This window comes from Nocardia iowensis (assembly GCF_019222765.1).
In the GTDB taxonomy this organism is placed as follows: Bacteria; Actinomycetota; Actinomycetes; order Mycobacteriales; family Mycobacteriaceae; genus Nocardia; species Nocardia iowensis.
The window spans coordinates 1,085,009-1,101,056 of record NZ_CP078145.1; the positions used below are offsets into that span (position 1 = coordinate 1,085,009).

Genomic DNA, 16,048 nt, shown 5'->3' on the forward strand with positions numbered 1-16,048 from the left:
ATGACCTGGCTCACCTCTATCTGGAGTTGGATTCCGCCCTGGATCCTGACCACCCTCAACTTCGGCATGGCGTATCCGGACGGCGATCCGGACGCCATGTACGACCTGGGCGACGAGCTGGAGAACGTCGGCAAGCAGCTGCTGGATCTGGAGAACGATCTCAACATCCTGCTCCGCCAGATCGAGAAGGCGTACCCGGAGGGCGACGGCGTACAGAACATAAGCCAGGAGCTCGACAAGTATTTCGGCGGCGACTTCACGATTCGCAAGAATGGCGAAGGCCTGGTCGATCTCGGCGAATACGTGTCCGGCGGTGGCAAGTCGATCGAAGGCTCGCAGGCCATCTCGGCCTACTTCGCCGCGGCGACCGCCCGAACGATCATCATGCTGCTGATCCAGGGCTGGCCTTACGGCGCCATCGGCGCCGGAATTGCGGCGGCCCTCGGCCGGATCGGGATGGGGATCCTCGGCAAGGAAGGCCTGCGCAGGCTCGAGCGGGAGGCCGCGCGGCTCACCACGAAGAACTTGGTGATGCCGTACGTCAAGAAGATCGGTCTGAAGCGGGCAGGCACCCAGGCCGCGACGAGAAACCCGCTGAAAAAGCTGGACCAGTGGGCATTGCAGAAGACCGGCAAGGCGGGCCTGGCCAGAACCGCCCTCGCTGGTGGCGCCCGTGGCGCGGCGCACGGCACGACCCTCGATCTCGCGGTCCAGACCGCGCAGGCGCTTTCGGGTCACGGCTCCATCGACCTCATGCAGACCGCACGCACCGCCGTCGACTGGGCGGCGGGCGGTGCGCTGGGTGCGCCGATCGGCCGAAAAATCGGTGAGCGGTTCCACGCCAACGGATCTCGGCTGTCGCCGAAGTTCCAGCGCGCGCTCGCCGCGGGCGCGGGTGGCGCCGCCGGTGTTCCGGCGATGTGGGCGTCGGGTATGGGCTGGCAGATGGCCGTCGAGGGCAAGAGCTGGAGCGAAGTCGACAAGACGTTCCACTGGGAGATGCTCGGCGCGGGCATCGGCATGGGCGGGCTCGGCGCCATGCGCAACCATGGCATGGGCGCCGCTCCCGGCACGGGGCTGGCCATCTCGGACGGCGCCCATTCCAGGCCTGGCGGGGCGTTCGACGGCTCGGAGCAGGCGGCGAAGGAGGCTGCCGCACCGGTTGCCGACCGGCTCATGCGGGCCAGCCATCCCGACCGGGTGCAAGACCCGGTGGAGCGGGCGCGTTACGAGGAAACCTTCCAGCGTGCGCAACAGTTGAAAGACGCTCCCCGCGTCTACTCGACCGATAGCAACGGCGTCCGGTACGAGATGTCGCGCGCCGAGCGCTTGGCCGAGCTCCAGAAACTCGAACAGGACTTCGCCAACTCGTCGGCCCGCACGGAAACCACCACGTCGGCACAGCCCACTGCCAGCGCGCCGACAAACGCCGAAAGCGGCTCCCGCTCAGCTGATTCCGGAACGAAGGCAGCGGATTCGGGTGCTCGGCCACAGGCTGCGCCGCCCCCGCAGGAAGGCCGGTCCAACCTCCCCGCGGAACGAAGCACCGGGTCGTCGGAACGAGGTGTCGCGCAGCGCGGCACCTCGACCGGTGGGCAATCCAACAGTCCCGTGGCCAATCCCGGCCGCGCCGGTGTCAGCCCCACGATCAATACCGCCGCGGGTAGCGCCAGTATCGCCGCGGGGCAACAGAGCGCACCGGCCCCGGCAGCCCAGCCGACTCAGCAGTCCCCCTCGCAAGGCAACCTCGACCAGGACTCCCGCGTTGTCGGACAGGCGGAGGACCGCGGCACAGGCACCAGACCCACCGACGTGGCGAATGGGGCCGAGCGACCCGTGGACAACACGGCGGGTACCAAGGAGAGCGGCACCAAGCCGACAGACGCTCCGGTCGAGCCGAGCAAGCGCGGCGACGATGCGCCGCTGGACAATTCGCGTTCCCGCTCCGACGATTCCCCCGTGCCGGGTCGCGACCGGCTGCCCGAGGCAACCAAACCGGCCTCGGAACTTACTGTGGCACAGCCGGATCGGGGCGCGGCAGGGGACAAGGGTGCCAACCTCCCGCCGGTCTCGGAGCGTGACGCCAGGCCTACCCAGCCGGATCGGCCCACCCAGCCGGATCCCACTGCCCCGAGCCGCGAGACACCCGCTGTGCCGCCACCCGCCAATGCCGACAAGGGCGTGCCACGCGTCGTCGAGCCGGGCAGCACCGACCGCACCACGAATAACAGTGTCCAGGAGCACAAGCCCGCACGGGTCGGTGTCTTCGATGGCAAGCCGGAGCGCGCCGATGGTGGGCACTTCGACGGTTCCCGGGCGCGCACCGCGGAGCCGCGCATTGCCGAGCCCGAATCGCGTCCCGCGAATCAGGAGCCGCGTGGCGCCGCGGTGGCGCCCGAGGGCAAGCCGACCGATGTCGAGGCCAGGCCGACGCGTCCGGAGCCCGAGGCGCACCGTGCAGCCGAGCTCGAGCGGCGCGGCACCGACGTCGAGCCGCGTCGCGGTGACGGTGTGTCGCGGGATCACGTCCGGCAGCCCGAGACGTTCACGGACCTGATTCCGGACAGCCCGGCCGCCGTATTCACGCTGATCGCCGACGGCATTCGGACGCAAACCGAAGCGGCGCTCAATCACTGTGTCCTCGACTCCATTCGGCAGCTGCGCGAGAAGCAGGGCGATGTCGCCGATATGCCGTCGCAGGAGCTCGTCAATCGGGCCGGGGTCCCGTGGGCGGAGGTGGAACCGCTGCTGCGCGGGGCGATCCCAGAGGTTTACCTCGGCAAGGACGGGGGGCCTGGCCACGCCCTGATACTCGACACGCTGAGCAAGTATGAGCCCGGCGCCACCGCATGGATCGTCGAGGAGCGCGCCACCCCTAACGAGCAGGGCGTCGGCGTGCACACCTTTCCCGTCACCTATCTCGGTGAAAACTCCGCGGGCGTACGGCAATACGAGGTCAAAAACAGGCACTTCAGCTATCTCTACACCGACCGGCAAGGCCGGGAATGGCTCATCGACAACGCTGCCCCCGAGCGCGGTCCGTACTCACTGGCCGAGCTGGCGGGTGGGTCGAGGGAGAACGCCACACGGACCTCCGCGATCCTCTACAGCGACGGTCAGGTCGTCAGCAGCGGACGTGAACCGATGGTCCTGGCAGGCGGTGAACGCGTTGGCGCGACGCCGGAGCGCGGTGCCGCGCCGGAGCCGCACCGCGAATCCCGGCAGTTGATGCGCGAACTGCAAACGACGATCGGCGAGGAGATGCGTGCCCGCGCCGAGGCCGAGAATCTGCGGACCGAAGCCGAAACCGCCCGTACGGCAGCGGAAATCGAGCGTACGCGGGGTCGAGACGAGCAAGCGCGAACGTTCGACGAGCGGGCACAGCGGCTGGACGAGCAGGCGCAAACCTTCGACGGACAGGCAGCGTCGGCGCGTGAGCGCGCTGATCAATTGCGCACCACCGTGCTCGACCGCGAGGTGGCGCAGCTGGATCAGGCCGAGCGAAATCTGCGCGCCCGCGAGAATCGGCTGGTCGAGCAGTTGGGCGAGCGGCTCGGTGATCCGGAGCGCGTCGCACCGCTGCGCGCCGACCTGGAGCGGATCGACGCGATCGAGTCGCTGGAGCGGGAGACCGCTGCCGCGGGCATTGTCGAGCGCGAGCCGTTGCCCGCCATGCGGGCGTTGGAACGCAAGCTCGCGGAGCTGCGGGCCGACGAAAACCTCGTGCAGACCGGCATGCGCGCCATCGAGGACCGGATGGCCGGTATCCCGTTCGCCGCTCGCGAGCGGCACGAAATGATCGAGGCCGCCCAGCGCGGTATCTCCGAGATCCGCGGCGAGATCCGCACGCTGGAAGCCTCGCACGGCAAGTTGGCCGAACAGCACGACGCCGCACGCACGACACGCGAGACGCTCGAGGGACGGCTCGCGGAGGCGCTGGCCGCCCGCAAGCGGGTGGCCGAGGAGTTCCGGGTGGCGGACCCCGAACAGCTGAGCCCGCGCTATCGCGAGGACCCGGTGCGCGAGGTCGAGCGCGGCCGCGAAACCGAATCGCCAGGCTCGACTCGCAAGGAGCTCTCGCCGGAGGCCAAGCAGGTCCGGGAGCTGCGGGCGATCGCCGATGAATTGGGCAGGGTGGATGCGGAAGGGCGCGACCTCACCCGCCGCCGCACCATGCTGCGGTCACTGGACGAACTAGGGGCGCTGCCGCTTTCGGAGCGCGTCGGACTCGTGCCGCCGCACATCGGCGCGGACGGCTCGGCCGGGCCCGCTCGGCTCATCGTGGTCGGCACCGATGCCAATCCGCGCGGCTACTACCACGCGTTGGAGCAGGTGTTCGGGCATCAGACCGACCGGATGCTCGCGGTGGCGAAGTCGGGCAAGACGCCGTTCGACATACAGTTCGCGCGAGTCACCGAGGGCGATCCGCACCCGACGGCAGGCCTGGAACAGTACCGGGAGGGCACCGGCAACGCGAAGCTCGGAAAGTACCCTGCCAAGTTCGAGGACGCGCTGCCGCCGTACTGGGTGAAGTACTCGCTGACGCAGACGATCGGGCAGTCCGGGCTGCTGTTCGATCAGGTCCCGCACGGGCAGACGCCCGAGGTACTGACCGCGAAGCACGCGCCTTTCGCCCCAAAGGATTTCGCGGGCACCGATCAACCCGGCATCTATCAGGACAACATCGGGGTCTACCCGTTCCACTACTACATCATCGCCCACCGCATCATCGGCCAGTCCGCTCGCCATCCGTGGACGCTCGAGTTCGTGCAGAACCGCCCGTGGATCGGCAAGGGCGTGCTCGCCGCCACCAAGTGGTTGCCCGCTCACACCAAGTTCGAGCCGATCACGCCGCGACTGTCGCCGGAGTTCCTGCGCGACCACCCGCACGTCGCCTCGGGCCTGGTGAAGATCAGCGAGTGGATTCCGAACCTGCGCAACCGCGAATGGATCCACGCCATCGCGCCGCCGTTGCGTAATACCCGGACCTACCCGTGGTTCGAACCCGCGCAGCGGCATCCGGAACCGCTGCAGAAGGAGCAGACACCCGGCACCAGGCGAACGGTGCCGGTGTCCCCGCACATCGGCCCGTCGCGGGAGATCCCGCCGCGGCCGGTGGAAAGCGTCGAGATCCCGAGCTCGCTCGCCGAACGCTGGCGCAACGAGGGTCGCGAATACGCGGACCTGCAGCGCTGGACGAACGCCGAATACGAGCGGTACGAACGCGATCGGCTGCACAACGACGATGCCCTGATCAAGAAGATCGCCGACAACGCGCTGCGCGATCCGAACCGCTACTCCGGCGGCGACGCGAAGGCTTGGGACCGAAACGGCGGCAAGGAACCGTGGGTCCGCGATCCCGACGGCTCGCGCCTGCCGAAGCATCCCGACGGCTCCACCTGGTTGCTCGATCCGGATGGCACGCCGCGCCCGCGCGAGGAGGTCATCGCTAACCTGCGGCAGGTCCGCGACCTGTGGATGCGCAGCGGGCACGTGGAACGGATCGCCGACGTCGCCGAACTGTGGAACCGGATGGCCGACGGAAATCCGTTGCGCCAGGACCGAATCGGGCTCGAGTCCGCGCTGCTCGAGAGCACGCTGATGGCCAAGAACCCGAAACTCAGCTGGGAACAGGCACACGACCAGGCCAAGAAGATCTACAACTGGGATGCCAACCGGCCGCATTTGACCGGCGAGCGGGCCGAGCGCGGGCCGATCGCCAAGCTGACCGGCCGCCGCGAGTTGACCCGTCCATTCCTGCACGAACAGGCACCGATCGTGCCTCGACCCGAGCAGACTCGGCGCTTCGGGCAACAGCTGAACTACGGCCTGCAGTATCTCGGACCCACTCGCAGCCGGGTGCGGGAAATCCTGAATGGCTGGCCGGAGGCGCGGATCGCCGAGGCCGAGCGCGCGGTCACCAAGCTGGTCCGGCAGGCGACCCGCAACTACCGCGGCGACCACGATCTCGCCCTCGGCGGGGTGGAGGTCACCGGCAAGGTCACCGGGGCGCCGGGCGAACAGCGGCTGCAGATCGAGATCACCAAGCGGGGTGGCCACAAGCCGCCCTCGGTGCGGCGTTTCACGCTGGAGCAGTACGAGAACAACTGCGTACCACGTTCGCTCAACCAGGTGACGAACCATCAGGGGCCGGTGGTCGACCCGCCGCAGCCGAATCCGAAGAACCGGGCGGGTCTGCCATTCCGCGAAGTGGAACCGCGGCTGAATGGGGCCCGCCTCGACGGATTCACCACCGACGCGACCGGGACGGCGCACGGGCACATCATCGAGGGGTTGATGGCGCGCGGGCTGACCGAGAACGGTCGCGGGGCGACGGCGTGGGTGGTGGATCGGCGGGTGACCGTCGACGGCCACGAGATCGGTGGGCACTCCTGGTCCGCCACCTACCTGGGGCGAACGAGTTCCGGCGCACACGTACTCGAGGTGGACGGCAAGACGGTCATCTATGCGGGCCGGGACGCCAAGGGCCGCGAGCTCGTTTTCGACGAGAACGGGGTCCGCCAGTCGCTGGCCCGGCTGACCGGTGGGTCACGAAAGGAGACCGCGCAGACCTGGGCGGTGGTGTGGCACGACGGTGAGGTCGTACACCTGCCCGCAGGCGATCAGCATGCGCCGCAACCGGAATCGAAGCTGCGTGTCGGCCAGGACCCGGTGGGCGAGGCACGGCGCGACCCGATGCGCGAGGCGGAACGCGCGTTCGAGCAGGCGGAGGTCTGGTCCGGCAGCGATCCACCGGCGCGGGCCGGTGATCGCGAGTACGCGCGGGCGCTGACCGACGAGCTCGGCATGCGCGACGTGCTGGTCAACGCGCGTGATCCGTTACGCGAGTTGAGCGATGTCGGGCGCAAGGCGCTGGCCCGCGGCTTCCTCGAACCGCCAGCATCTGGCGCGGAGCCGCGCCAGATGCGGCTCGACGACCACCGCCCGCTCGGCGATGGTGAGTACCATCCGGTCGACCGGATGGCCGCGGCCGCTCCGGAAGCGATCGGAAACGGGCCGGGCGCACAGGGTTCGGTACGACCGGATCCGATACCGCGTCCGGAGTCGATGGACACGGTCCGGGACGGGTTGACTCGCAGGCTGGATCTGCGTGCCGAGGAGGTGGCTCCGGGCAAGCTGGCCGAGACGGTCGTCGATCAGCGTTATCGGACGCTGTTGCGGGCGGGCGCGGTCGAGGCGCTCGATAACGCGGTGCGCAGACTGCCGCATGCCTCCGATATGGATCTCAGCAATCGCATTGCCGCCGAACGGGATACCTGGGCGCGGTTGCTCGGTGTGCGCGAGCCGGAGCTGCAGCCGAGTCGCTACGCCGACACCCTCGCGCGGTTGCGCCAAGAGACGCTGGACCGGGCGGCCGCGATCACCCACCTCGCCGACGCGGTGCAGCAGAGCGGGACCACACGGCCGGACGCACCACTGCGCGTCGATCTGGACGTGCACGGCAAGAAATTGCCGTTGCGACTGGTACCCGACAGCAGCGGCGGCTGGCGGGTGGAGCCCGCCGACCGACTGCCCGCGCCCCGCGTGACCGAATCGGACCCAGCCGCTACCAAGTCGAAGCTGCGGGAACTGGTGGAACGGTTGAAAAACCGTGGGCACGAGCAGATTCCGCAGCATCCGCTCGGTTCGGGTCAGAACGCCGATCTGTACGGTCAGGTCGGCAGTGGGGTCGAGGCGGGCCTGCACCTGCCTGCGGTGGATACCACCTGGGATCCGGCGTTCTTCGCGTTGCAGGTGCTGAAGTTCAACAGCGGTAACCGCGAGCGGTTCTTCCACCTGGTCATGAGCACGGTCGGCGACAAGGTGCACAACCCGCCGCCGCTGCTGGACCGTACTGGTCGCGAGTACGAGTACTGGCGCGATATCGACCAAGAACAGCTGAAGAAGTTCGACGCCGAGATGAAGCGGCTCGGGCTGGACACCCGTTTCAACCCGCCCGCCGAGGAACGGCCCGCGGTGGCCTCGCCTCCGGTGGCAGGCGAGCGGCCCGGCGCCGAACGCGACGTGCCCGCACCGGTGGAGGGTGCGCAGACGCACCAGCCCGAGCCGGGGGTGCGCGCGGATCTCGCGCGGGAGGGTCAGCAGCTCTGGGACGCCGGGTTGGCGCGTCAGCGCGAGGGCGAGGCGCTGTATCAGGCGGGCCGCAAGATCGGTGTCGAGCTGACCGATCTGAACCCGGAAACGGTGCAGCGGGCGTTGGAGCAGGCGCGCTATCGGGCGCTGCGCCACGTGGGCGCGGTGGAGGCCATGCGGGAAGCGGCCCTGCGATTCGACCGCGAGAACAGATTCGTCCGCTACATCGACGAGCACAGCGCCACCAACCCTAACCCGATGGAGCGCTTCGCCAAGGAGATCGCCCAGCAGCAGGGCAAGGACTTCGAGCGGCTCGATACCGAGAAGCGGGTCGCCAACAATTCCGCGGGCACCCGCCGCTGGTGGGATCTGAACTACAACCGCGAACCCGGCGTGGTCAAGATGTTCGAGAACGTCGTGCGCCGCGACCAGGTGCGCCTCGAACTCTCCGACTGGAGCCAGATCTTCGGCCTCGATCGGGCCGAGGTGCACCCGTCGAACCTGGACCGGACCGTTCTCGGCCTGCTCGGCGAGGAGCGCAACTTCTCCAGGGCGGTGGACGAGTTCCAGGCGCAGGCACGCGAATATCGTTCCGCCGCCGACCGATTCGACGGCCTAGCCGAGAAGATGGCGCAGGACGCGGGCGCGGAATGGATTCGGTCGCAGCACGGCGAGCCGCTGGACGCGCGCAATCCGCACAACGTCGGCCGGGTGGCGGGCCCGCCGGAGCGGCTGCTGATCGTCGACAACGGATCGAAACACGATCGGCTGCTTGCCGATACGCTGGCCGACCCGGCCAACGCCCGTCTTGCCGAGGCGATCACGCGTGGTGATGTACAGGTCGAGTACCACACCGTCTGGGCGGACCGCGCGGGCGAGGTGCACGCGGTGGTGCTGGAATCGCCTGAGGTGCGGCACTTCTCGGGTACTGTCGAGGGCCGCACGCTGCGGGTGACGGCGGTCGGCGACGGCTCGGGTGCGTGGCGGGTCATTCACGATCCGGCGCAGCCCGCGCCCACGCCCGCCGCGATGGCGACGCCGCGCAGCGCGGCCCGGCTGGCCCAGGTAGTCGATCGGCTCCACCTCACTCCGGCGGATCTCGCGCCCGGCCGATTGGCACGAACGCTGTCCCAACTGCGCGCCGAAAACGGCTTGCGGGCCTTGCGAATCGAGGCGATCGCCGATCAGATCAGTACCAGGCAGGACATCGCCCGGTTCCAGGATCTCCAGGATCTGCTGCACAAGCTGAAGGCCGATCCCGTCGCGTTGCGGACCGACCCGGTCAAGACGCTCGACCAGCTGCGTCCGAAGATCGAGGAACTGAAGAAGGCGGATCCCAAGTCGGCCGCGACGATCGACGGTCTGGTCAAGGAGCTGCGGGAGCGTCCGGGATTCTCCGAATGGGATCCACGCATCGCCGAGGGCGATATGCCGGTGCACCGCTCGGACGCACCCGCGCACATCGAGCGGGTGATCGGCGACGCCGAACGGTTCCGTGCCGATCTGCGCGACCGCCCGGTCGACCTCGCGGAAGTCCCCAGACCCGACAGTGATTGGCTGCGGCTGACCGGCGTCGACCTGACCGGCAAGACGCCGGAACAGGTGGCGAAGATCTACAGCGACGTCGTCGCGGGGAAGCTGCACGAGCAGGGTATCCAGACCCGCGAGCAGCTGGCCGAAGTGCTCGGTGAACTGCGGGCCGCGGTTCGTGAGGACGCGGTCGCGATCGCCGAACTGGCCGATCTGATCACCTACAACAATTGTGTGCCCGAATCGCTGCACCAGGTCAACGACCTACAGGGTCGTCCGCTGGTGACCGTGCCCGAAGTCCATCCTGGCCGCCTGTCCGGACGGACCTGGGCCGAGACCGAACCGCATCTCAATGGCGCGCAGGTCGAGGGATTCGTCTCGGACGCGGCATCCTCGGGTCACGGCCGGTTGGCCGAAGGAATGATCCAGCGCGGGCTGGACCGCAACGGCCGTGGCGCTACCGCGTGGGTGCTGGAACGGCGGGCCACTGTCGACGCCCACGGCGTCGGCGGGCACTCCTACCCTGTGCAGTACCTCGGCGAAAACGCGGGCGGCATGCACCGATTCCTGGCCCACGGTCAGGAAGTGGTCTACCTCGGCATCGACGCGCAAGGCCGCGAATGGTTCCTGACCGGGGACGGTCAGGTGAAGTCGATGGCCGAACTGGCCGGTGCCTCCCGCCAGGAGACCAGGGAGATTTGGGCGGCTGTCTGGCACGACGGACAATCCGTGCATATCGAGGGCGGCGATCCGCACGCGCCGCCGCCGGACGCGAATCTGCGCATCGGCCAGGACACCGGCGCGGGCCGCGTCGGCGATCCGCTACGCGAGGTGATCAAGCACTTCGAGGAGATCGCCTCGCATTCCGATAGCAGTCCACCGGCTCGACAGCGGGTCGGCGATCGTCGCTACGTGCAGGAACTCGCCCAGCGGCTCGACCTGGGTGATGCGTTGCGGGTGGTGCGCGAACCGCTGCGCGAGTTGTCCGATGTCGCGCGGATGGCCTTGGCCCGCGGCTTCCTGGAACCGCATCCGGCGGGTGAGCCGAACCCGATGCGGTTCCCCGCGGACTACCGGCCGTTGGAAGCGGGCGAACGGTATCCGAGCGATCGACTGGCGAACGCCGACGGCACGCGGCTCGGCACGCATCCCGAGGCCCGGACTTCCGGTGCCACGCACCCGGAACCGCGGCCCGAGTCGATGGTGTCGGTACGCGACGAATTGGCCCGCCACCTCGATGTCCCCCGCGCGGAGCTCGTGCCGGACCGGCTGGCCGAGACCATCGCCGAACAGCGCCACCGGACCGTGCTGCGGGCGGGCGCGGTCGAGGCGCTGGCGACCGCGGTGCGTCGGCTCCCGCACGCCTCGGACATCGACCTGTCGAACCGCATTGCCGCGGTGCGGGATACCTGGGCGCGGCTGCTCGAGGTACCGCAGGACCAGCTGCAGCCGAGCCGGATCGAGGACACCATCGACCGGTTGCGCGCCGAAGTCCTGGAGCGTGCGGCGACAGTCGCGAAACTCGCCGATGCGGCACAGGTGGCCGAGACCCAGCCGGGGCCGGTCACGGCCCGGGCCGACGAGAACCTCCGAATGGACCTCCGGGTAGGCGACGAACTGGTGCCGGTCGTCCTCACGCCCGATGGCGCGGGCGGTTGGCGCATCGAGCCCGCACAGCTATTGGACGCGCCGCGGGTACCGGAACAGGCGCAGGCGCAACCCGCCCGATCTCGGTTGGGCCAGCTGTGGGATCGGCTGCGCGACCGTGGGCACGAGCAGATTCCGCAGCATCCACTCGGTTCGGGTCAGAATGCCGAGTTGTACGGGCAGGTCGGCAGCGGCGTCGAGGCCGGGCTGCAGCTGCCTGCGGTGGATGTGACGTGGGATCCGGCGTTCTTCGCGTTGCAGGTGTTGAAGTTCAACAGTGCCAATCGCGAGAAGTTCTTCCACTTCGTGATGGGCACCGCGGGAGAGAAGTCGTACAACCTCCCGCCGGTGCTGGATCAGGCCGGGAACGAGTACAAGTACTGGCGCGATATCGACAAAGAACAGCTGAAGCAGTTCGACGCCGAGATGAAGCGACTCGGCCTGGAGGGGCGCTTCGATCCGCCGAGCGAGCAGCAGCGACCCGAGGTCGCCGCACCGGCCGCCGGGGAACGTGCCGGTACCGAGCGTGACGTGGTGGCCCCGGTCGAGGGCGCGCGCACGCATGAGCCCGACGCCGCGGTTCGCGCTGAGCTGGCTCGAGAAGGCCAGCAGCTGTGGGATGCCGGCGTGCGACGGCAGCAGGCGGGAGAGGCACTGCACGAGGCGAGTCGCAAGGTCGGCGAGGAGCTGACCGACCTCAGCCCCGAGGCGGTGCAGCGAGCGTTGGACCGGGCGCACTACCGGGCGCTGCGCCATGTCGGCGCCATCGAGGCGTTGCGCGACTCGGCGCTGCTGTATCACCAGGAAGACGCGCACCTCGGCTACCTCGGGCAGCACAGCGAAACCAACCCGAACCCGTTGGAGCGCTTCGCCAAGGAGATCGCGCGCGAGCAGGGCAAGGATTTCGAGCGCCTCGACACCGAGAAGCGGGTTGCCAACAACTCCGCGGGCACCCGCCGCTGGTGGGACCTGAAGTTCAACCAGGACCCGGAAGTGGTCCGGGTATTCGAGAACCAGCTGCGCCGGGACCAGGTCCGGCAGCAATTCGCCGACTGGGCCGGGATTTTCGGCCTCGACCGGGCCGAGCTGCGTCCGGAGAACCTGAACTCGACGCTGGCGGCGCTGCATGCCGAGGAGCGCGCGTTCGCCGAGGCGGTCTCCGCCTTCGAACGGCAGGCCGCCGAATACCGCCCGATCGACGAGCAATTCAACACACTCGCCGACACCATGGCGGGTCGCGCGGGCGCGGAATGGATCGAGTCGCAGGGCGGGGTGCCGCTCGACCCGAACAAGCCCGCGCACGTCGGCCGGGTGGCGGGCCCGCCGGAGCGGCTGCTGATCGTCGACAACGGATCGAAACACGATCGCCTGCTTGCCGATACGCTGGCCGACCCCGCCAACGCCCGCCTCGCCGAGGCGGTCACCCGCGGTGCCGTGCAGGTCGAATACCACATGGTCTGGGCCGACCGGACCGGCCAGGTGCACGTGGTCACCCTGCCTGCGCCCGAGGTGCGCCATTTCTCCGGCGAGGTCGGTGGCCGCACACTGAACGCGACGACGGTTCGCGAGGGCGACGGTCCCTGGCGCGTGGTCCCGGATCGGGTGGAGCCGCCTGCCGCGGGCATGGCGCCGACGCAGCGAAGCGTCCCGCGCTTGCTCGAGGCGGTTACCCGACTTGGTCTCGAGCGCACGGACCTGGCGCCACATCGGTTGAACGACACCCTTTCCCGGTTGCGGGCCGAGAACGGCCTGCGGGCGCTGCAGATCGAGGCGCTGGCCGATCAAGCCAGGACCGGCATCGAGGTCGGGCGGTTCCACGAGCTACAGGACCTGCTGCACCAGCTGAAAATCGATCCGGAGGCGTTGCGGGCCAACCCGGACGGCACGCTGGACGGGCTGTACAAGCAGATCGAAGCGTTGAAGACGGCGAGCCCGAAGTCCGCGGCCAAGATCGACTCGATGGTCGCCGACCTGCGCGCCCGGCCCGAGTTGGCGACTTGGGATCCGCGCATTGCCGAGGGCGATCTGCCCGTGCATCACGCCGACGCGCCCGCGCATATCTCGCGGGTGCTCGGTGATGTCGACCGGTTCCGCGCCGACCTGCTCAACCGGACGCTGAACCTACCGGAAATCCCGGCGCCCCTGCGGGATTGGCTGCGGCTCGCCGGTGTCGACCTGGCCGGGATGAAGCCGGAAGACATCGCCAAGGTCTACAGCGACTTCACCGGAGGCAAGCTCCCCGAGATGGGGCTGCGCAACCCTGCCGAGCTGGCCGAGATACACGCCGAGCTGCGTGCCGAGGTGCTGCGGACCGCCGAGGACATCGCTCAGCTGGAAGCCCATCTCATTCCGAACAACTGTGTGCCGGAATCGATCGGACGGCTCATCGATCAGCAGGGCACGGTGGCGACGCTGCCGCGGGTCCGGCCGGGCAACGCGGCCGGAACGACCTGGGGCGAGACCCGCCCGCACCTGAATGGGGCGCAGCTGGAGGGATTCCACGCCGACGCGACGGCCTCCGCGCAAGGAAACCTGATCGACGGAATGAAGCAGGTGGGCCTTGGCAAGCACGGACGCGGTCCGACGGCCTGGGTGCTCGAGCGCAGAACCACCCGCAACGGGCACGATATCGGCGCACACAGCTACACGGTGCAGTATCTGGGCGAAAACGCCGCGGGTGCATCGCGATTCCTGGTCGATGCCAAGGAAGTGATCTACCTCGGCACCGACCAGCAAGGCCGGGAATGGTTCCGCACCAATGACGGCCGCGTGCTGTCGTTGGCCGAACTGACCGGGGGCTCCCGCGACGAGACCGCGCAGACCTGGGCCATCGTCTGGAAGGACGGTCAGGTCGTCGAGGGCGTCGGCGACCGCAACATCCGGACGCCGGACGATCAGCTTCGTATCGGCGCCTCGTCTGACGAGACACCGCGCCAGCAGGATTCCGATCCGGCCAATCCCGCCCGGGCTCCGGATGCGGTTGCGGGCCAGGAGCCGGTGCGTCGGGCCACGGTCCCGATCATCGAGGGGGAGTCGACCGCGGGCGCCGAATCGCGGCAGGCGGTCCGGGATCTGATGCGCGACTGGTCCGATCCGGACCAGGTCGACAACGCGGTGCTGTTGACTTCCGAGCTGGTCGGCAACGTGCCGCGGCACGCCCGCACCGACGGGTTGTTCGAGGCGGTCGTGAGCGGGCAGGCCCCGCATCGGACGATCCGAGTCGGGATTTCCGATCACAGCGCGCAGCTTCCGCGGGAACGCGAGGCGGGTGTGGAGGCGGAGTCCGGGCGCGGCACCGGATTCCGCAATCAGCTCTCCGATGACGCCGGTGTCGTCGTGCACGAGTCCGGCGAGTTCCGCAAGACCGTCTGGTTCACGATCCAGGAAAAGCCCGCCGAAACCGGCGCGCGCCCGGCCGAACGCCCCGAACCTGATCCGGCCGCGTTCTTGACCGAGGACGTCCTGGAAATGCTGTCGCCGCAGGAGCGAGCGGCCATGCTCGAGGCGCAACGCGAGGCGGCTCCCGAGACCAAGTCCGAGGTTGTCCGCGAGCCCGAGCCCGATCCGGCGGCGTTCTTGACCGACGACGTGCTGGAGATGCTGTCGCCGGAGGAGCGGGCTGCCGTCCTCGACGCTCAGCGTGCGGCAGCCAACGCGGAGCAACCGGGGACGGACCGTCCATCGACTCGGTCCGATGAGGCGGCGCGTCCGATCGGCGAGGAGCAGACGGGAACCGAAGCCGCACAAGAACCTTCCATCCGGGCCGACGAACCCGGCACGAACCTGGTTCGGCATTCGGAGCTGGTGGTTCGCGGTACCGAAACCGGGCCGCGCACCGAGGGTGAGCAACTGGGCGCGAGTGGCCGCGCCTGGGATTGGGTGAGCGAGCGACTGTCCGACTGGCCGGCCGACAAGGTGGACACCGCCGGGCTAGAGGTCGCCGATCGCGTCGCGACGGCGCTGGAGCGACCGGTCGGCGAGGTCATCGTCACGCTGGAGGAAAGCGGCACCCGCGGCGATCGGACGCTCCGGGGCACCGTCGGCGATCAGGTGTTCGAGCTGTCCGAGGCGAATCGGCCGCCGGCCTGGCTCCGCTCCGCGATCGAACCGATTCGGCATGTGCCGGTGCATGTTCCGGATGAAGTGGCGATCGCCGTCGACTCCCGTCGAATTCCGCAACTGGCCAAGGCGCTCGCGCCCCTCGACCCGCTCGGCGCCAGCCACGACGTGGCGGCGAACAATATCGAGGCCGGACTGCGCCACGCGGCCCGCATCAACCATGGCCGACTACACGGGCTCCGGGTCGAACTCGAGGGCTCCATCGTCCCGGTCCGATTCGGCGAGGAAACCGCCGAACTCACCGTCTACCCATTCTGGGACCAGGATTTCCGAGGCGGCACGCGCCCACTGGAACTGACCGGCCGTAACGACAGGACCGTCCAACTCGGCGAATTCGCCGAGGCCATCGTCGCCGACCTCCGGCAGCGTCGCGACGAGTTCGCCGCGGTGAATCCCGAAGGCGAGCGCGGTGCCGGGGAATCCCTGCGGGACGCCGAACCTGCTGGGCGGCAGTCGGATACCGTCGAGCGGAATCGAGACGGCTACGCGACGACGATGCCGGACGATCCCGGGATGTATGACCGGTGGCACGGCAGGCCGAGCAAGCACCACCAGCTTCAGGTGAACTCTGACGGGAAGGTTCTCGGTCCGGGCGGGGCGTTCTACAACAGCGCCGCTCGGGGTGACGCTTTCGTGACGACCGGCCCGTCGGACTTCC

At 68.9% G+C, this 16,048-nt stretch carries 1 protein-coding gene (only partly in view); it reads left to right on the plus strand.

Features of this window, described 5'->3' with window-relative positions; all coding sequences use genetic code 11:
• Nucleotides 1-16,048, plus strand: the start of a protein-coding gene (locus tag KV110_RS04915) for a sigma factor-like helix-turn-helix DNA-binding protein (protein ID WP_218473823.1). 19,739 nt of this gene lie beyond the right edge of the window; 16,048 of the gene's 35,787 nt are visible here — the first part of the coding sequence; it begins with the start codon at nucleotides 1-3; the stop codon falls past the right edge of the window.